Below are 19,682 nucleotides of genomic sequence, written 5' to 3'. Positions count from 1 at the left end.
CCTCTATTACACAGCGTTAAAAGGCACCTTAATTATGGTGTCTTTTAAAGTTAAATAACTATCTACCTTAAATGCCCAGGCACCCCGCCTATACCGGGGTGCTGCTCCGCTTATGGTATCACTCCATTACCTTCTCCGCCTCAAGCAATTCCCGCATCAGCGGCACAAGCTCAGCCTTCAGGGCAGGATCATCCATCGCAAATTCAATCGTGGTTTTGATAAAACCTGCTTTCTCCCCGACATCATAACGCTTCCCTTCGAAATCATAGGCAAAAACACGCTGGATGTGATTCAGCTTCTGGATGGCATCTGTTAACTGAATTTCGCCGCCGGCTCCCGTTTCCTGCTGATCGAGGAACATAAAAATCTCAGGCGTTAAAATATAACGGCCCATGATCGCTATATTGGAAGGTGCGGTTCCCGGCTTAGGCTTCTCTACAAAGTTTGCCACCTGGTAGCGCCTCCCGTACTGTTCAGCTGGGTCGATGATTCCGTAACGGTGGGTTTCGCTGTCAGATACCTGCTGAACACCAATAACAGAAGCTGTAGTCTCTTCATAAACGTCACTAAGCTGCTTCAAGCAAGGCACTTCACTTTTCACAATGTCATCCCCTAATAAAACTGCGAACGGTTCATCCCCGATAAAGTTTCTTGCACACCATACTGCATGCCCAAGGCCCTTTGGTTCCTTTTGGCGGATGTAGTGGATATCAACGTTGGAAGTTGCCTGTACCTTTTCCAGCAGTGCGTATTTTTCTTTCATCATCAGGTTTTGCTCAAGCTCCACAGCTCTGTCGAAATGGTCCTCGATCGCTCGTTTTCCTTTACCCGTCACGATGATGATGTCTTCAATTCCGGACTGAACAGCTTCTTCTACTATATATTGAATAGTTGGCTTATCGACGATTGGCAGCATTTCCTTAGGCATGGCTTTTGTTGCCGGCAGAAATCGGGTTCCTAATCCTGCAGCTGGAATAATTGCTTTACGCACTTTTTTCACTAAACCCACATCCCTTTAGTATGATTTTTAAGAGTTTTATTTTACGTAATGAATAGGCCGCTGATTGGAATTTGGGACTGCGCCTCCATTTAGGCTCAATAAATGAATAATAAAAGATGACACTGAAACACAAGGATACAAAGACAAGAAACAGGATATTCAGTATTTGTAACATCTCTTACCTCCTACCAGGAATTTATAAAACTGGTATAGCTGGTTTTCGATGACTCCTGTAATTTCTACAGTTTCAGTGTACTTTTCCTATGATAAGAAGTAATTACCGGGATGTTAATGTTTTGTTAATTCATATTAATCTGAATATATTTCCAGCCGTTCAGTGTTTCTCCCGGTATATCCCTCTCAACTGACATGAGCCGGAGGAATTTTCTTTTTTTCAAAAACAGTATCCACCATTTCGCTGAAGACAGAATTCCAGTCCTTTGTCTGCGCCAATTCCCTCCGTCTGTTAACAAACGCTTGATTATACACAGCCGCTTCAACCTTTTCGCATGCTTCAATAAAGTCCTCATCACGATCCACATGCTCATACACCATTTCCTCTGCATATTTCTTAGTGGATGGCAGATGTACTCCAACTGCAGGCTTGCCGGCTGCCAGAAATTCATACAGCTTTAACGGAAATACTGCGGAATTATAAGGTGATGATTTATATGGCATGATGCCTATATCTACTAGATTCATATACTTTGGAACCTCGAGCGGCGGGACACTTCCTGTCCAAAGCACATTAGGCTCCTGCAGAAGTTCTTTAAACTCTGGAAGGCCGCCTGTTCCATCCGGTCCGACGAACAAAAACAGCCATTCCCGTTTCTGCCGGGCAGCCCTTGTGATTAACGGAAGATTCAGTTTTGGCTTGATGCCGCCGATAAAACCTAAAATCGTACCGTCAAATCCTGGTGCAATATCAGCTGTTTCTTTTTCACCTGCGAACAATCCATATTCCACGCCATTTTCAAAGGTCTGTACGTGTCCAGTATTAGAGGTACCCAGCTTTCGCACAATCCGCTCCCGTAAGTAATCGGATGTGCAGAAGATCAGCTCGGCTCTTTTCACAATACGGTCTTCTGCAGATGCTATCACTTTCTGCCTGAAGGCTGATACCACAGATTTGGAACCGCTGATGGGGGATGCCCACAAATCGCTGCAATCATAGATAACCTTATCCCATGGAAAGAGGTCAGCAAGCAGTGGAAAGCCAGGAAAGGTATACCAGAGAATCAGGTTGAATTGTTCCCTTGACTGTTTTAGAAATTCTAGGAAAAGCTCTATTTTTCTCTTGTAAAAGCTGTCTATATACCGGCCAAAACGGAACGCCTTTTGGGGCAGGAGGTCCTGTACCGCCCATTGTTTGATGCCATTCGGCAATGTGGACAGTGAAGAATCCGTTTGATAAGGGGTTGGGCATAGCCAGATGACTTCTTTTGTGTCTGGCTGACTCTGCAGAAATTCGGCGAGCCTGTGCCTGCGGTATCTTAGGTTGTCCTGGCCCCATTCGCCTGTGGCTACCATGATATGAATGTTCTTCATTTCTTCCACCCCTTACATTCTTTTTAATACAGCATGACAGGCATAATGTGAGAAGCACCAGAAGGCCTTGACCACATTTAACTTCTCCACCTTGCGATACACAAACCAGTTCATCTTGGCTGCTTTCCATTTGTTTTGCGAAATCGAGGCGTTGCCGACACGGTATTCAGCGAGAATTTCATTTAAGCCATAGGCCGTAAACCCTTTTTTCAAAATAGACAGCCATGTAGCCAGATCCTGTCTTGTCCTGATATTCGGCATTTCAAATGGTCCGGTTTGCTCCCTGTCAATCATCACGGTTAACGTACCTACGATCGTGTTTTTCAGCAAATGATGATATGAAATCTGTTCCGGCGCCAAAACTTTTTTGTTTATTGGGTCTCCATCCGCGTTCACTAGCTCGTAGCCGGTGAATGTAAAAGCATGATTATGTTTCTGCATGAACTCCAGCTGTTTTGCCAATTTTTCAGGCTTCCAGCTGTCGTCGCTGTCCAGAAAAGCAAGATACCTGCCGGAGGCGTTTTCCATAGCTTTATTTCTAGCGACTGCAGCACCGCCATTTTCATCAAGGCAGTTCACGCGAATCCTGGGGTCATCCCTGGTATAGATCTTTAAAATTTCACGTGTATCATCGGTTGAGCAATCATCCACAATAATCATTTCCCAGTCCTGAAACGTCTGCTGCTGGACAGATTCTATGGTATCCCCGATAAACCTGCGGGCATTATACGATGGTGTAATAATAGATACGACGGGCTGATTTCGTTTCACCGGCCTTAACCTCCTATTGTTTCTATTCTCGTACGAATTCCGGTACAACAATCCATAACAGGGCAAGGGTAAAGCCCATTAACACACCGAGAACCGCCCTCGATTCTGACGATACTGCGTTCTTTCCCATTGCCTCTTCTTCCGGCGCCTTCAATAGTACAGCTGGCTTCATCGTGAGAGCCTCCGTTTGCAGCTCATACAAAAACCGCTGCTGGTCAACTTTGGCGTCAGGTCCTACCGTTTCGTTCTTTAATTGATCAATGGATTCATTCATTATGGTCTGCTTTTGATCAAAGTTCCGCTTATCCAGTTTCATAAACGCTTCGGCTATGCTGTTCACCATTAGAATGGATTCTTCCTGCGGATGATTTTTATAGGAGATTTGTATATTTGTCTCCGAAACTGGAGTCACGCTCAAATCATTCATGAGATCATCTCTGTGTTCAGTAAGAACATCAGGCAGATTCTCTTGATAAAAGGGCAGGTTTGACAGCCGAACGATGACCTGCTTTGGGTCGTTTAAACTTGGATTTTCGTAGTTTCCCAAGGAAATCTCTGCCTCAGCCGGGGCATCCGAACCCGATGCGCCAACCGGAAGAAACCAGCCAAGAGCACCGAGAACCAGCGGGAATGCTACTAATAAAACGAAAAACTTCTTTGTTCTTGCAGTCAATCTACTAACAACGAGTTCCATGCCAGTGCTCCTTAGACAATTTTTTTGTATGGGGACTGTCCCCTATTTCCGGGAAATAGGGGACAGTCCCCCAAGCTTTGAAGTTTTCATGACGGATACGACCGATATGACAAACCCGAGGAATACCCAGTGAAAATAGAGGTTGCTCACTGTGCTCGGGCTGATGCTGGATACGAGGAAGGCGACCATGGCCTGCATGCAGGCTTCTTGCAATGTCTTTTCCTTACGGCCGCCCGTTCCATACATGTTGTATAGGCTGAAAAAGAGATACCCATACATCAAAACATATCCTAAAAATACGATCATTCCGAAGCTGCCCAATATTTCGGCCAGCCAGTTATGAGCCTCAACGACATAATTGGTATGAAAGACAGGCTCATTTTTTAAATAGAATGAAAGATTTCCTGCCCCGACCCCGAACCCCAGTGTTTCGCCCAGATAATGGATCGTGTTTTTCAATAGATTCAATCTGGCCTCATTGGATGGCAGGGCTTCGTATCTTGTCTGATAACCGGCAGCCGAGAACAGCATTGCAAAAAGCTTCTCGAATTTGCCGAACATCATGAAGACCCCTAGTACAGCAGCTGCTGCTCCAAGATATGCCGATATTTTCTTCAGCCCTCTTGGAAGATTTATAAAGACAAATACGGCAAGTCCTGCGATCACAGCGAGCAGGCTTGCACGTGATTCGGTTAAATAGATTAGATATACAGCCAGACATGCAAGCAGGATCGTTACGGTTTTCAGCCATGCATGTGTACTGTTTTTTGCCGTTGCCAGATAAAAGAAGAAGGATATGGTTAAAAAGGTCGCAAAGTCATTCTGATTAAAAAAGACCGATGTCGGATAAGCCAGCTTGTATTGGGGCCCTCCGTAAAGCGTTGAGGTCGGCAGCTGAATCTGTAAAAAGTGGTTTGCCAGACCAATCAACATGAGAAAGACGGTCATCAGCATCCAGATTGCATATACCATCAAAATCCGGTTAATGGTTGTAAACGTGAAGACAGCCAGAAAGACAAATACGACACCCATACCAAGCAGAAACATATACTTGATTCCATCACCGACTGATTTCGCCCACAGAAGCGACACACCGCCATAAGCCAGCCAGAACAAGAGAAAGAGCATGACTCCCTTTACCTGCACTCCGTTCCAGTATCGCGGCAGCTCCCGGTCCCGCGCCGCGTGTACCAGGAATATAAATGCCGCAGCAATCAGAATCAGCCTGTACAGGAATAAGGTAAAGAAGCCTGCCTTAATGCTGAGGAGTGACTGGTTGAGAAAGGTGGAAGCAACCAGAATATACATAACAGCAATTGAAATCTGCTTATAGCTCACGTGCGGCTTTACGAAGGCAGCCAGGAACATAACAGCCCATCCCCCTAAAAAGACAAGGAACACTGGACCCATTCCGGCAAAGTAACAGACAATTAATAACCCGGCCAAAAGGAAAGCTGATGTTCCTGCTGCCTGTTTAATTTTGAAATTGCTCTCCATCGCTTTCCTTCTCCTTTCACGAGATAGCTCTTCTTAACTTGCCTGTTGATTGCAGCGAAAGGATTCGCTTTTCGCGTGGAGGTCCGCGAGCCTCCTCCGGCGTTACGCCTGTTGGGTCTCCCGTGAGCCGCTGCTCCCGCAGGAGTCTCGCGCCCTCCGCTCCAATCAACACAGTTATTAAACTAAGATTGTGCTTTAATGAAAGCCCATTAAATTAAATAACATGTGACACCATCACTTTTTCGATATAAACAGCAGGCCTTCCCATGGATAAATAGGTATAGCCGAGGTCATGCATGACATCCAGGTCAAAAAGGTTGCGGCCGTCGATCATAACAGGACGTTTTAGCAGCCGCTTTGCCTTCACTAAATCCAATCCTTTTACTTCCTTCCAATCTGTTAATACGATGCATGCATCTGTATGTTTAATCGTTTCATATAGATCCTCCGAGTACTCACATAGACTACCGAGCTGCTTTTTCGCCTCAGGGATGGCAATTGGGTCGAATGCTTTTACCTGTGCCCCTAAAGCTTTCAGCTGCGGAATAATATCAAGCGCTGGTGCGAACCTGACGTCATCCGTGTCTGGCTTAAAGGCAAGACCGAGGACACTGATGGTCTTTCCCTTTAATGACCCTAAAGGAGCCAACAGTTTTTCTACGACCTGGGTCCTCTGCCCTGCATTTGTTTCCATGACCGCTTTGATCAAATTAAAGTCATACCCGCAATCCTCGGCAATATGGAGAAGTGCTGATGTATCCTTCGGAAAACATGAGCCCCCGAACCCAACTCCCGCCTGTAAAAACTTCCTGCCAATCCTGCTGTCAAGGCCTATCCCTTCAGAAACCTTCGTTACATCGGCACCTACACGTTCACAGATATTAGCAATGTCGTTGATAAATGAAATCTTTGTTGCTAAAAAGGCGTTAGCTGCATATTTGATCAGCTCTGCACTTTCCACAGAAGCTTTCACGATGTTTGAAGTAAACGGTTTATGAAGGTCAGCAATGATTTCGTAAGCTTTGTCGCTTGTTGCCCCAATCACGGCGCGCTCCATATTCATGCTGTCCTTAATCGCTGCTCCCTCGCGTAAAAATTCCGGATTAGAGACAATATCAAAAGCCTGTCCTTTAGGAGCAAAGTTACGTACAATCCCTTCAACCAGCTTGCCGGTACCAACAGGAACCGTGCTTTTCGTTACAATCACCTTATAGCCATTTAAATTGCGGCCAATCGTTTCGGCGACCTCTTTTACGTAAGTAAGGTCTGCTTCCCCAGTGGCCGACATCGGAGTCCCGACTGCAATATAGACTACTTCCGCGTCGCGGACAGCCTGCTCAATTTCCGTGGTAAAATGAAGCTGTTCCTTCTCCACGTTCGTTTGGACAAGCTCCTTCAGTCCTGGCTCATAGATCGGCATAATTCCCTTTAAGAGATTCGATATTTTGCTCTGATTTATGTCACAGCATGTCACCTGATTGCCAGCCTCCGCAAAACAAGTTCCCGATACAAGGCCAACATAACCAGTTCCAATTACCGCTATTTTCTTCACAATCATCGTCTCCTTCTGTACATTCATTTGGTATTTCCGCTTAAACGGCCATCTGATTCCAGCATCCTGGAATAGATATCGCCCAAAACAGCTGCATTCTTAGAAGCATCATAGTGTTCCTGAATATGGCAATACAGTTCATGCCCAATCTTTGTTAGATTGATATCTCTGTATAAATAATCACGTATCCTCTCCGATAGGCTTTCCACCGATTGGGGCTCTATCAGAAGACTGCTGTGCTGCCCGAACAGCTCCGGTACACCACCCACCGCGCTGCAAATCACCGGAATCTTCAGCGCTAGTGCCTCGATTACGACGGTCGGCATTCCTTCCGTATAGGAAGGGAGCGCAAACACATCACTGGCAAACAAGTAATCTATGACATTAGAATTTTCAACCTGTCCGGTGAGGAAAATCCGTTGATTACATTCAGGATGGGATTTCAGCTTTTTATAGGCAGGTCCATCACCTACATAGGCAGCAGCCACTTCTTCCGGGAGGTCTTCCAGTGCCTTTGCAAGCTCAAAAACTCCTTTTGCCTCCGTTAACCGGCCGACAAATAAAACGATTTTTTTATCCAGCGGCAGCCCCAGCTGTCTTCGTACTTCCAGCTTAAATTGTTTAGGCGGCTGAAACCGGGATAAATCAACCCCGATTGGAAGATGGAAGCTGTCCCTTCCACTTAGCTCTTTCGCCTTCTCCTTTAAAATGCTGCCAACTGATATCACAGTGTCTGCCGACTTAACAGACTGCAAAAATGCTTTCATGGCACCTTTGCTGTAGTGCGGATACACATTTACATCACTTCCATGCAGCGTGAGAACCCAGGGAAGGTTTTTTGCCTGCGCGACCCGTTTCGCCGCACCTCCCGATGGCATGGCAAAGTGGGCATGAATTAAATCGGCGTCAATGTTATAGTCAGCCATCGTCTTCAGGACTGCAGTTGCAATCCGGGAATCGGGCTGTGCCCACCTGAGCTGACCCGGCAGTGCCGTATAGGGCGGCCGATACACCGTAACACCGTTGCGATTGTAAACAAGCGGTATATGTTTATTTGCACGATATTTCTTTCTCATATGTTGAATCAAGGCTGGGGCCATGGGAACCGGACAGATGACGGTCACTTCAATCCCTAAATCTATAAGCGCCTGCACCTGTGTTTCGTGAAAAACCCCGCTGCCAGGCTGCTCCGAGCTCGGGTAAACACTCGTTATCCATACAACCTTCATATCGCCCTGCCTCCAGTCCGTTTTTTTAACACCTTTGAGAAATACTTCGGATAACATGCATATAAAAGAATTACATACATCCCAGCACTGACTCCCACTGAAATAACAAGCGGCCAAACGGCGGTTTCCGAAAAATAATAGCTGCAGCCTTTATTGATCAAGTAAGCTGTGAAGGTAATCAGCAGCGATAACACAAAAGGAATAGCCACCGTCCGCAAATACCGGCTCCACCTGAGTCCAATCAGCCACGACAGCAGCCAGCGCCCCAATATGAAGTTGATAATGCTGACAAGGACATAGGTCCAAGCAACGATTTCTAAGCTGTTTGTATTGACGGCTATTCCCAGTGCCCCTCCATAAAGGAGGAGCATGCCCCCATCCCAGTAAAACGCAAGATCCGCCTTCCCTTTAGCAAGAATGATGCTGCCGCTCGGATTCATTAACACCCGCAGAATCCCAACGATCGCCATGATCTGTAAAACCGGGATAGCTTCTGTCCATTTCTCACCGAAAAAGGTGAGAATAAATACATTTGCGACAGCCGTCAGCCCCATTAGCATCGGAAAAGTAATCAGACTTAGAAGCTTCGTCATATGCAAAAATCCATCATTCAACGCGGAATGGCTATGCTGGTTTTTCGAAAAAACCGGGAAGGCAACCCTTGTCATAATCGGGTTGATCCGCAGCACCGGGATCGTTACAATTTGATACACCAGATTATAGATACCAAGTGCTTCGGCACCCATGAACCGCCCTATTAAAATCACATCGATGTTTGAGCCGATCCGGTTGACAAGCCTTGAGGATAATTGAAAGGCCCCAAAGGACAGGATCTCCCGGCATTCCTTCAAATCAAAGACGATCCCTGGCCGCCATGTTCTGGCATAGGCCACAAAGTACGAAACACTTTTTAACCCATATAAAACAACCTGTGAAATGGCAAAGGCGTAAATAGGGCTTATCACAAATGCAAGAACAACTAACAGTAAAAACGAAACACTAGCTGCAGCCATTTCTATCTTGCCAAGGATATTGAACCGCAAATCCCTCTGGAGCAAATACTGGCTTTGCTGCCCGACAGGGGCCACCAGGAAGAGAACGGCAAAGATTTGTATTAATTCCCTTAGTTCTGTACGGTGAAAGAACTCGGCGATCATCCCGCTTGTAAGAAACAAAATAATAAACAAGGAACAACCAGCCATCACATTCAGCCAAAATAAAGTGGAAAGCATTCTTCTCGAAACTTGTTCTTTTTGGATCACGGCTGAACCAAACCCGGAATCGAGCAGGATTTGGGCAAACACCATAATGGTAGTAAGCATTCCTACCAGCCCAAACTGGGATATGCTCATTTGATTTCCAAGGAAGATGAACTGGACGATTTGGATGATGGTAATGGCTCCTGTTGAGATTCCAGTCCATTTTGCCCCTTTTGTTATTTGGTTCGTGATGGTCATATTTTCACCCGCCTTAACGTGCTCCTTCTCCAGTAAAAAGAACTTTAATCGTTTTAATGATAATTTTCATTTCATGTTTGAACGCCAGATTTCGAATATATTCCAGATCATATTTCAATTTTTCTTTTGGGGTAATATCATATCCTCCATTAACCTGAGCAAGCCCTGTCAGCCCGGGTTTAACAAGAAGACGCTTTTCAAAGCCGTCAATCTCCTGATTAAACTGCTTAACGAAGACCGGCCTTTCAGGTCTTGGACCAACGATAGACATGTCCCCTTTTAAAACCAGAAGTAATTGCGGCAGCTCATCAATCCGTGTTTTCCGGATAAATGCGCCTATTCTGGTAACTCGGGAATCCTGTTTGGCAGCCCATCTTGCCCCTTCTTTCTCAGCATCCATTCTCATAGATCTGAGTTTAATGATCTTAAAGGTTTTTCCACTCTTCCCCACCCGCTCCTGAAAGTAGAAAGGAGATCCAGGTGTCTCAAGAACGATTAGCAGTGCAAACAATAATATAACCGGCAGCGACAGCACAAGGCCAACGCCCGCGATAATAATATCAATAACTCTCTTCATGTAGAGATATTGAAGTGCATGCCTTGAAAGTGAGAGATGGGAGGATTCTTTGACGTTTGCATAATCATGATAGATATTGTAGGCCTTTTCTGTACTCACAGATACACCACCCCAGCGACATTTTAATACTGACATGTCGAATTATAGAGGGTGATAATGAAGGACATATTTAGACATTTTAAATAATTTGTAAGGATTGTTAAGATTTTTCAAACAATTTAACAAGTTAGGTAGCTTTATAAAGGCTGTGTAAAAGGCAGGCTCCAGAATAAAGGGGTATATATAATAAGGAAAGAACGCGGACCCAAGGAAGGATCAACATTTACTTCCCTGTCATGTATTAATAGTTTCTTTACAAAGCTTGGTTTTACCCAAATTGCAAAATCCACTGAACATGTTATTCTTTTCTATATTCATTTTTGATAGGGAGGACACCATGAGATCAAGAAGAAGGACAAAGAAAGTAAGATGGAAAAGAATAATCGGTCTACTGCTTCTAATGTTCCTAATAGGTGGAGGAACCTATATATTCAGTGTCTACAAATCACTGGCAGCTGCAGTGGAAACAATGCACAGTCCGATTGATATAAAGAAGTCAGATAAAAGGCAAAAAGCAGTAACGCTTGAACATAAACAGCCTTTTTCCATCCTTCTGCTTGGTGTTGACCAGCGGAAAAATGACAGTGGCCGGTCTGATACAATGATTGTACTGACCGTAAACCCGAATAAAAAATCGGTGGAAATGCTGAGCATACCAAGGGATACAAGAACAGAAATTATCGGAAAAGGCACCGAGGACAAAATCAACCATGCATACGCATACGGGGGCATCCCGATGTCCATGAAAACCATAGAAAACTTTCTTGATATTCCCATAGATTATTATGTTGAACTTAACATGGAAGGATTTCAGAGTATCGTAGATTCAGTCGGCGGTGTGACGGTCGAAAATGATCTGGAGTTCAGCGATAAGGGTTATCACTTTAACAAAGGATCTATTACATTAGATGGAAAAAAGGCCCTGGTATACTCCCGCATGCGGCATCAGGATCCAAGGGGGGACTTCGGCAGGCAGCATCGCCAGCGGCAGGTTATCAAGGAAGTCATCAATAAGGGTACAAGCCTTTCCACCATAAACCATTACGATAGAATCCTGGAAGCCCTAGGCAGCAATGTTAAAACCAATCTTACTTTTGACCAGATGGTAGATATTCGTAAGAATTACATGGAAGCGGCAAAAAATATTAAACAATACCAAATTGAGGGTACTAATGAACGAGCAGAAGATGAAATCTTTTATTTTATCGTTCCTGAGGAAGAAAGGAAGGCTGTTACCAGTCGTTTAAGAGAGCATTTGGGAATATAGCTTATGCATTATTCCTCGATGGAAATTATTAACCTCAGAATCATATGAAAAGCTTAGGCTTCATCTTCCTTTTCGATTTTTAAGCCAGACCTATGGGGCTGGCTTCTTTTCTGTGAAAATTGTTCTTTTCGTAAACAAAAAGCCGTGACGTAATCATCACAGCTTTTTGGATTTCATTCAGTTTGAACTCACACGATTCAATACCGGCGGTTTTATTACTTTTTGTCTTTTTAAGTAATTCAAGAAAGCCCAGTGATCGCTTTCAACCCGGACAGGGTCTGTATATTTCAAAAACGCTGGATACCCGTCATTCCCGCGGATCAAATAAGCAAGTGCGGCTACCCGGTAAGTCTTATCAAGTATAAGGTTTCTCCCATTGATTTTCACATCAGCCGGATCAATATGCTGGCTGGACGGATTATCTAAGCTGAAAGAGTAACGTACGTTATGTGAAACGGCAAGCGGATAAAAGGCTTCTGTACCATCTGCTTTCTTTCTCCACTGCTCTTCCAGAATCTGCTTAACGTCCCGGCCAGTTAAGCTTACAACCACAACCGGGTTCGCGTACCCATGGGCTTCCCACATTTCTCCGAATAGAATCTGGCCATCCTGGTCAGCACTGTTTGTACCTTTGGCATAAAGCAGATCTTTATGTAATGGACTGCTGGCCGTCAAGGCAAAATCTGCGGGCTTTCCAGCCTTCCTTCCAGTGGCATAGTGGGCATCGGCCACTACATCCGCTAGACTGCTTTCACCATTTTCATTACGGGCTAGGGTTAAATCCCCGGTGATTTTGGCCGCAAGCTCAGCCCATCGCTGTTTTCCGCGATCCGCCCAGTAATCCACCATGTTGGCAACTTCCTGGTCTGGCGGCACATCACGTGTAACAGGATGGTTGACGGCAATGGTTTTGCTGCGGACCACTTCCTTTGTAGATGGATCAATGGAAAGGTTGATTTCGCTGATTAACTTCCCGTGGTTAGCGCCTTCAATGACTGGACGGGGATTTCCCTCCGGATCCTCGATTGAACAGTTAAAGGCTGCATGCCAGTGTCCAGTAAATATGGCATCAATGGCAGAAGTAGCATCCCTGGCGAAATCAAACACCGGTCCGCGCGGATTGGTGCATCCCTGGTAATTGCCTCCTGCCGAACCGCCTTCATGGACAACAGCTACGATCGTTTCAACTCCCTTGTTCTTCAATTCCTTTGCGTATCGGTTCGCCGATTCCAGTAGAGGATCGACTGTAAGATTTCCTTCCTGAAACGACGTAGTTCCGGTTATCGTATCTGTTATGGTCAATCCTATAAATCCGACCGGTATGTTATGGCCTTTACCATCCGGAATCTGTTTAATGACATATGGCTTAGTGATCAGCCTGCCGGATTTGGCATCACGTACATTTGCTGAGATAAAAGGGAACTCTGCTCCATCAAACTGACTACCGGAAGAGTCTTTAAAGCAGCTGTCAACATCTCGTTTTCCAAAGCATTTGCCGTCATCTATATGCTTTAATAGAAACTCCTTGGACTCGTCCAATTCATGGTTGCCAACCGCAGACATTTCCACGCCGACTGCATTCATAAACTCAATGGTCGGTTCATCCCGGTGGGCGGCAACCTCAAATGGCCAGCCGCTGAAATTATCACCGACAGATAGAACGATAGAGTGTTCCTTACCTTCTTTGAGGCGTTTCAAGTGTGAAGCATTATATGCGGCTCCGCCTACAGAAAGCTGTCCTTCCGGAGACCAAATCTGTCCATTAGATTTGTCGTTAAAGGCCTGGAGATATCCGTGAAAATCGGTAATGCCGAGCAGCTGAAGATTCACCAGATCCGAATTCTTACCTGTTTCTTCGGCAGCAGTATTCCATGGTTCGTATAGAAAGCAGAACAACAGTGTCAATGTTAAAGCAGCAAAATAAATAATGGCGGATTTTCTCTTCATCTTCATTCCTCCTGACAGATAATTGCGGCTTAATATGTAGATTCTTCTTCTCCTTTCCGTGTAATGCGGTGGTTGCTTTAACCGCTTTTTCTATAATAAGACAGAATTGTTAATTTTTCGTTTATCTAAAGTGTTGATTTAGTTAACCACATAATTTTCAACTTACTACCCAGCACTTTAGTTCATGGAAAAGAATCTCATTAGGTTAAAGGAGGGGTTGAGGGAGTTCTAGGAGTTTATAATGTGGTGGATTTATGCAGCGGGGAAAACATAGCTAATTAGTAACAGCGGGATTAAATAAAATGATCCCGATACAGTACCGAGATCAGGTTCTATTATTAAACTAACCATTTATCCGTTTAAATACTTTCTAACAGCACAAGAAAAAAACACTCCTCGCAGGCAATGTTCTTCTATACTTCACCATATAAAGGCAGAGGAATTTCCTTAACGCCCCTTACTATATTATTTGTTAAACGTGTGTTAGTAGGTGTTCATCTAAAAATCTTTAGCGTAATTCCCAGCTATTAGCGCTTCTTACATTTTTTGAACTGACGCAGCCGTGGTCCAATTAAGTTTTGAAAATATTAAAAAACGCTATTACTTCCTAACAAACCTTCTGGCATATAATTGAGATATCCGGATGATCAATGATTGGAGGAGATGAATATGAGCAAAAAAATAGTAATTGCTTCACTCTGGTTAGGGTTAGCCGCAGTCATTTATTTTTTGGCAGCGCGTCCTTCCATCCTTGATAAACCTGCTAGTCCTACTCACTCAGTTAGTCCAGCCGCTATTCCTACGACTTCCTTGGAGCAGGAAATATGCGCGGAAATAGAAGGCAAAAATGAGGAATGCAAAAGAATTCATTTATTTGATGCTGATTCCCACTTAGTTTTTGCCGAAGATAGTTCGGGAATCATTCCCGTCTTAACCAATAAGGAGTTCACTGAATTTAAAAAGTTTATTTACCCAGGACTGAATTTCCAGGAGTTTAGAGAGGAGAAAGAGGAGACAGGACCCATCGTCTGGTGCGTCAAAAATAATGTTCAAAAGGATTTTTCCCTCGTATATGGATTTGCCAGAGACGAAGCAAAGACCATTGTTATAAATAGTGAAGGCGGTATACAGCCTAACAGGTTTTTTATTCGGGACGACTTGGCTGGCAAGAGCGGAAGTTCAGGTACGGGGGCGTTGTGGGTTTGGTACGCTGCTTTCCGTAAAGATAAAATCAAGCTCCCTCTTCAGGTAACGGTTTATGATGCAAAGGGTGAAATAATAAATGGTAACGAAGAAGAATAATGAAAGTAACTTAATTTGAAAAAGATATATGGAAAACAAAATGACGGCCGTTATTGACTATACATATGATTTTGGAGTTGTTAGAAGATTAATAATATCGCTTGATCAGCATGAAATCCTGCTATTTACTCCATCATGAAGGCGAAGAACACAACTTCAATTAATAACAATATAGTCACTGTGCAGATGAATTATTATTGTTCCACATAATCGTATCAATGGTCCACCTATTCCATTTTGCCAGTTGGAAGAATTTACAATACACCTATTGTCTGGAAATATATAGTTCATTTTCCTTTATTATAGTAAACTTCCATTAGCTGAAAATAATTACATTGAATAAGAGCGGAAGGGCGAGAAGAAAAGATGCGAAAAAGTTGTGTATTCGTGGTTGTTATATGTATGTTGATATTCTCAGGTACGTTGACCAGCCACGCAGAAGAGGATCATACCCCTCTAAAGTTAAAGAATGCAGTTATTAATCAAACAGAAGCTAAATCAGGGGACCGGATCGTTATTACATTTGAAGTAGAACCTGATTATGAGTCAGGGCCCATGCCGGACGCAGACATCAATATAATGGATGGTTCTGGAAACATCATGTACAGCATGATGTCTTATATGGGAGATAATAAGTATCAGTTTGCCATGGGAATGGGTGAATCTGACCCGATGGGCGAATGGTCCATTTCTACTATAACGTTTAATGATAATGCCGGAAATACCAGTGTCTATGCAGGAACGGACCCCCTTTTAAAACATACAAAGTGGAAGTTCCTGGACGGTAAGCCTGAGGCGGAAATAGACAGAGATCCACCTGAACTCAAGAATTTTACACTCCTTACAAAATCAGTAGATGCCGCCGGCAAAGTCGAATTTTCGTTAGATCTTGCCGATCAGAACGGACCATCTTCAGGGAGTATTATTTTTAAACATACTAAAACAGATTCTGTACTGAATGAAAGTATTACGTATAACAAGACCAACGGAAGATACGAGGGAAGCATTTCATTACCTGAGTTTGCAAAAAACGGAGAATGGAAGATAAGCTTTTTGCTGCTTAGGGATCGATTGGGAAATGAAAAATGGTATAGACCTGATGAATACCCTTTCTTAAAAAATACTGCATTCGAAGTAACGGGTGGCGTGAGTGATTTTGAAAAACCAGTCTATAAATCCATTAGTTTCTCCAAACAGAAGGTACATGGCGGCGACAAATTAACTGTATTTGTCGATGCCGTTGATAAAGACAGCAAGATAGAAGAAGCAAAGGAACCTATTAAATTCACAATCTTTTAGTAATGATCTGGTTTGGGACAGCGCTGCAAACAAATTCCGCGCAGACATATACGTCCCTGTAAGCAAAGCGGTTGGAATCTATCAAACCAGGCTTTACTTAACGGACAGTGTAAACAATACAGCTTTTATAGATGAACTGCAGACATTGGAGATTCTGTCTTTATTCTCTGGAGTAAACTCAAAAACCCATCTCCGCGGCACTCCTTTTGATCCTTTATTAGGAATAGACGCCTATTCCGAGGCAGAAGGAAATGTAAAAAGTTTGATTAACATTGAAGGATCCGTGGATTCTAACGTAAATGGAATTTACTTTTTGAAATATTCCTATCCAAGTAAACGCGCTAACCACTTATACCAGAGCTACCGCTGGATCACCGTAGATAGTGATTTGCAGCAGCCTGTCTCGGATACGCAGTATTTCAATACGGATGTCGCAGTCAGGGTTCCGGAGAGCACCACGGTCAGCCTATCATCAGGATCAAAAGTAAATACAATAAAGGGCCTGACAAAGATAAGTACAGAAGGTGAGTACCAGCTTTCTGTTCCGTCTTCCGGACTCCAGCCCCAATCATTAACACGTTCGCAAGCCTCTGTCAAACAGGCTTATGCTGCTTCAAGCTCATCGGCCGGCAGAAGCCTTAGATTCATCATTGACAAAAGGCCGCCCGCCCTGCCATCAATAACTAGTGTAACCACTAACTCTAGTACTGTTACAGGTAAGGCTGAACCAAATACCAGTGTACGGATCTATATCAACAAACGGCTGCAAAAAACCGTTAAGGCCGATAAGAAAGGCATATACACCAGTACAATGGCTAAACAAAAGTCAAATACGAACCTCGGTGTAGTATCTATGGATGCCGCGGGGAATACAAGCAAAATGAAGGAAACAAAGGTTATACATGCTACAAGCATTAACACTGTCAGCAACCTGACAACCTATCTTTCAGGTACGGCACTACCTTCGTCAACCTTAAAGGTCTATGTGAATGGCAAGTACTATAAAAGCGGGAAAGCCGATAAGTCAGGAACATATAAAATTCAGATTACAAAGCAGGCAGCCGGAAAAGAAATCAAAATTATAGAAACAAGCGTAAACCAGAAAGTCAGCCCCCCTGCTGTAACAAAAGTAGTGGATAAAATACCACCGGCTAAGCCAACAATCAATAAAGTAAGCACTCAGTCCAAAACCGTGACCGGAAAAGGTGAAAAAGGGACGATCGTATATATATACTCAGGAACCAAACAGCTGGGGTATATTACAGTTGCCAGCAATGGTACATTTAAAGTTCCATACCTCTTCAGAAAAAAGGGACGGTATTGCGTGTTTACCTTAAAGATGCATCCAAAAACAACAGTTCAGCAGTCAATGTGAAAGTTATATAAGAGAAAAAGTGCCTCGTTAATACAGGCACTTTTTTGTTTGAACCAATCAGACATAGAAGGGATTAGGCTAAAAAAGGCACTCAGCTAAAAAATGCCAAGTGCTTCATTATGTGCTTACATTGTTCATTAATTCCTGCATAGCCCGTTGAATGCGTGTTTCCAAGTCTTTTATGGCATTTTGTATATCACCAACTAAGGACTGCAATGAATCGATTTTGGTTGAAAAGTCCTGAAAATACTGCTCCAATTCTTCACTGAAGGCTTCATATCCTTTACCGGATCTCCAAGAATATGAAAGTTCCATGACACTTTTTATATGGGCCTGTTCGGCACGCAGTTCTGAAATATAACTGCTTTGTGCGGTTTCCAATTCCTTTAAGTCATTGAATTCATTATATAGTTCCAGTATTTTTTCATTAGTCATCATGGCAGTTTATCCGCCTTTACAAATAAGTCTTTTGCCGATTTCATATCGTTCGCCATTTTATTTGTTTGATGATCAAACCATGAATAAAAGAAGTGGGATTCTTGCAGCACATCATTCTGTAAACCAGCATAGATCTTAATACGATCCATAGAATAGGCAATTTTTTTGATTTTATTTGTGGCATCCTCCACACCTTGAGAAGCTTCTAATAGTTTAGTTGACAGGTCTCCCAGGTGTCCTGGCGTTAAATCAATGGTCGCCGTTTCGCCTCCAAAACGGGGAGACTGGTATTCAAAATGTCCAGATAGTGCATTCATTAGTAATGGGTTGTTGATATTGCCTACATTGTCGAATAAAAAATGCCTTAGGTGATGTCTAGCAGGTCCGGTAAAGGAGTCCCGAGCCCTTCCTAATACGGTTGAATTGGCATTTTCTAATGCGAATTTGGTTCCAATGTAATACGTCGAGCCAATATGCCGTTCGTATGGATGAATGGCCCCGGCTCCAACGGAATCTTTAGGATTCACATAATTCACAATCTGTCTGTCATAATACCCTTTTTTCACTTTCTTTTGCATGTCTTCCGGCAGAAGATGGACCACACTCGGAGCGTTAAAGGTTACAGCTTCTACATCACATACAGCTCCCGTGTAACCCGCTTCTGCTCCGCCCAGGGAGTGGCCTGTTACGGATACATGAGCATTAGGATATTCTTTTTTGACCTGTTTTACCAATTGCTCCGCGCTATCAAATTGATTTTGTTTCAAATGTGGTAAGGCTACTGCGGCTGCCTGAGCAGCGGGATGTGGGATACGGGAAGCGACCTTAGCCATTTTTTCAGTTATATCATATTTATCCACTTTATCTAACCAGGGTAAAGCCACATCTGGTTTTGCTTTAGTATTTGCTATGTAGGCAGCATCCGTCACAATGTCTTGAAGCCTTGTCTTTTCCGTACCTCGAAAGGCAATGACGATTTCGCCTTTACGTTCGAATACTTTAGCATCGAACCCTGTATTGTCATGAGTAACAAACTTGTTGTTTTTAACCTGGGTCCAAGTCTGTATTTCGCTTCCTATTTTTACATCTACCTTGGGCCGGTGGCTTGTGTTATAGGCTGCATTACTTAATTGATGGTAAACTTTGTCTTTAACCGTGCCTATTGGCATTGTACCTCCTCCAGTCACTACGCTATACTTATAGTATACAAAAAATTGGGAGATTGGGAAAATTATGAAACGTCTAATCTTTATTACTTTGATACTCTTATTATTCATGAGTGGATGTAACAAGGAGGAAAAAATGAAGGAACAGGAAATATTAGATACTTCTGAACAGGTTGCCATTAAGTACATGAAGAGGGAATACGGCTTAGATTTTGTGGTAAAAAGTGTTGAATTTACCCCTATGGGAGTAGTGGATGTAGATGGTTATGATAAGGCAGATAAAGAAAATGAAATAACAGTCACAATCAATCAAGGAGATAATTACGATGTCTCAGGTGTAGGGTATATGAAGGATTTACCAAATCCAAAAACACTTAAAGAAGCAGATTAATGAAGTTAGAAGGCAGGGGACCCTGACTTTTCTTACTACCATAATCAAGTGGATTTATTTGTATCTAATTAAA

The 19,682-nt window shown here is 43.5% G+C and carries 17 protein-coding genes; 5 read left to right on the top strand and 12 right to left on the bottom strand.

Going from position 1 to position 19,682, the window contains the following annotated elements:
- Nucleotides 1–118: 118 nt before the first annotated feature.
- From galU to CUU66_RS01255, 9 genes are all read right to left on the bottom strand, one after another.
- A complete protein-coding gene (gene galU / locus CUU66_RS01300; RefSeq protein WP_101639871.1) occupies nt 119–1,000 on the bottom strand; it encodes a UTP--glucose-1-phosphate uridylyltransferase GalU in 882 nt (293 codons plus the stop codon).
- A gap of 360 nt (nt 1,001–1,360) precedes the next feature.
- Nucleotides 1,361–2,548, bottom strand: coding sequence for a teichuronic acid biosynthesis protein TuaH (tuaH, locus tag CUU66_RS01290; protein ID WP_101639869.1), 1,188 nt, complete (start codon nt 2,546–2,548; stop codon nt 1,361–1,363).
- A gap of 12 nt (nt 2,549–2,560) precedes the next feature.
- Complete coding sequence (gene tuaG / locus CUU66_RS01285) at nt 2,561–3,319, bottom strand: teichuronic acid biosynthesis protein TuaG (RefSeq protein ID WP_101639868.1); 759 nt, start codon at nt 3,317–3,319, stop codon at nt 2,561–2,563.
- 22 nt (nt 3,320–3,341) lie between these two features.
- Nucleotides 3,342–4,013, bottom strand: a complete 672-nt coding sequence (locus CUU66_RS01280) for a hypothetical protein (RefSeq protein WP_101639867.1) — start codon at nt 4,011–4,013, stop codon at nt 3,342–3,344.
- A gap of 42 nt (nt 4,014–4,055) precedes the next feature.
- Nucleotides 4,056–5,510: a teichuronic acid biosynthesis protein TuaE gene (gene tuaE, locus CUU66_RS01275; RefSeq protein WP_101639866.1), complete on the bottom strand. Its 1,455-nt coding sequence runs from the start codon at nt 5,508–5,510 to the stop codon at nt 4,056–4,058.
- Between the two features lie 214 nt (nt 5,511–5,724).
- Nucleotides 5,725–7,068, bottom strand: a complete 1,344-nt coding sequence (gene tuaD, locus CUU66_RS01270) for a UDP-glucose 6-dehydrogenase TuaD (RefSeq protein ID WP_101639899.1) — start codon at nt 7,066–7,068, stop codon at nt 5,725–5,727.
- Nucleotides 7,069–7,085: 17 nt separating this feature from the next.
- Complete coding sequence (gene tuaC, locus CUU66_RS01265) at nt 7,086–8,291, bottom strand: teichuronic acid biosynthesis protein TuaC (RefSeq protein ID WP_101639865.1); 1,206 nt, start codon at nt 8,289–8,291, stop codon at nt 7,086–7,088.
- Nucleotides 8,288–9,748: a teichuronic acid biosynthesis protein TuaB gene (tuaB, locus tag CUU66_RS01260; RefSeq protein WP_101639864.1), complete on the bottom strand. Its 1,461-nt coding sequence runs from the start codon at nt 9,746–9,748 to the stop codon at nt 8,288–8,290. The genes tuaC and tuaB overlap by 4 nt, the downstream gene beginning before the upstream one ends.
- A gap of 13 nt (nt 9,749–9,761) precedes the next feature.
- Entirely contained in the window at nt 9,762–10,460 is a 699-nt protein-coding gene (locus CUU66_RS01255; RefSeq protein ID WP_374702955.1) for a sugar transferase, read from the bottom strand.
- Between the two features lie 301 nt (nt 10,461–10,761).
- Here CUU66_RS01255 and CUU66_RS01250 point away from each other — a divergent pair, with 301 nt between their 5' ends.
- Entirely contained in the window at nt 10,762–11,691 is a 930-nt protein-coding gene (locus CUU66_RS01250) for an LCP family glycopolymer transferase (protein ID WP_101639862.1), read from the top strand.
- 177 nt (nt 11,692–11,868) lie between these two features.
- On the opposite strand, the gene CUU66_RS01245 is transcribed toward CUU66_RS01250, so the two are convergent.
- Nucleotides 11,869–13,638 (bottom strand): bifunctional metallophosphatase/5'-nucleotidase, encoded by a 1,770-nt coding sequence (locus tag CUU66_RS01245; RefSeq protein ID WP_180955113.1) that lies wholly within the window; start codon nt 13,636–13,638, stop codon nt 11,869–11,871.
- Between the two features lie 669 nt (nt 13,639–14,307).
- On the opposite strand from CUU66_RS01245, the gene CUU66_RS01240 reads away from it, so the two are divergent.
- The 3 genes from CUU66_RS01240 (at nt 14,308) to CUU66_RS01230 (ending at nt 17,614) form a co-directional block, all read left to right on the top strand.
- Complete coding sequence (locus CUU66_RS01240; RefSeq protein WP_101639860.1) at nt 14,308–14,940, top strand: hypothetical protein; 633 nt, start codon at nt 14,308–14,310, stop codon at nt 14,938–14,940.
- A 402-nt stretch (nt 14,941–15,342) separates the two neighbouring features.
- Complete coding sequence (locus tag CUU66_RS01235) at nt 15,343–16,239, top strand: hypothetical protein (RefSeq protein ID WP_101639859.1); 897 nt, start codon at nt 15,343–15,345, stop codon at nt 16,237–16,239.
- A 145-nt stretch (nt 16,240–16,384) separates the two neighbouring features.
- A complete protein-coding gene (locus CUU66_RS01230) occupies nt 16,385–17,614 on the top strand; it encodes an Ig-like domain-containing protein (RefSeq protein WP_101639858.1) in 1,230 nt (409 codons plus the stop codon).
- Between the two features lie 117 nt (nt 17,615–17,731).
- Here CUU66_RS01230 and CUU66_RS01225 read toward each other — a convergent pair whose 3' ends face one another.
- Together CUU66_RS01225 and CUU66_RS01220 are read right to left on the bottom strand one after the other, a co-directional pair.
- On the bottom strand, nt 17,732–18,052 hold the full coding sequence (locus CUU66_RS01225) for a hypothetical protein (RefSeq protein ID WP_101639857.1): 321 nt from the start codon (nt 18,050–18,052) through the stop codon (nt 17,732–17,734).
- Entirely contained in the window at nt 18,049–19,221 is a 1,173-nt protein-coding gene (locus CUU66_RS01220) for a YqiA/YcfP family alpha/beta fold hydrolase (RefSeq protein WP_180955112.1), read from the bottom strand. Before CUU66_RS01220 ends, CUU66_RS01225 begins: the two co-directional genes overlap by 4 nt.
- Nucleotides 19,222–19,354: 133 nt before the next feature.
- Between CUU66_RS01220 and CUU66_RS01215 the strand changes: the two genes are divergently transcribed.
- Entirely contained in the window at nt 19,355–19,609 is a 255-nt protein-coding gene (locus CUU66_RS01215; protein WP_101639855.1) for a hypothetical protein, read from the top strand.
- The last annotated feature ends 73 nt before the right edge of the window (nt 19,610–19,682 follow it).

The sequence above is a fragment of the Peribacillus deserti genome (assembly GCF_002863585.1).
In the GTDB taxonomy this organism is placed as follows: Bacteria; Bacillota; Bacilli; order Bacillales; family DSM-1321; genus Paraperibacillus; species Paraperibacillus deserti_A.
This window is presented reverse-complemented; position numbering and strand designations above follow the sequence as displayed.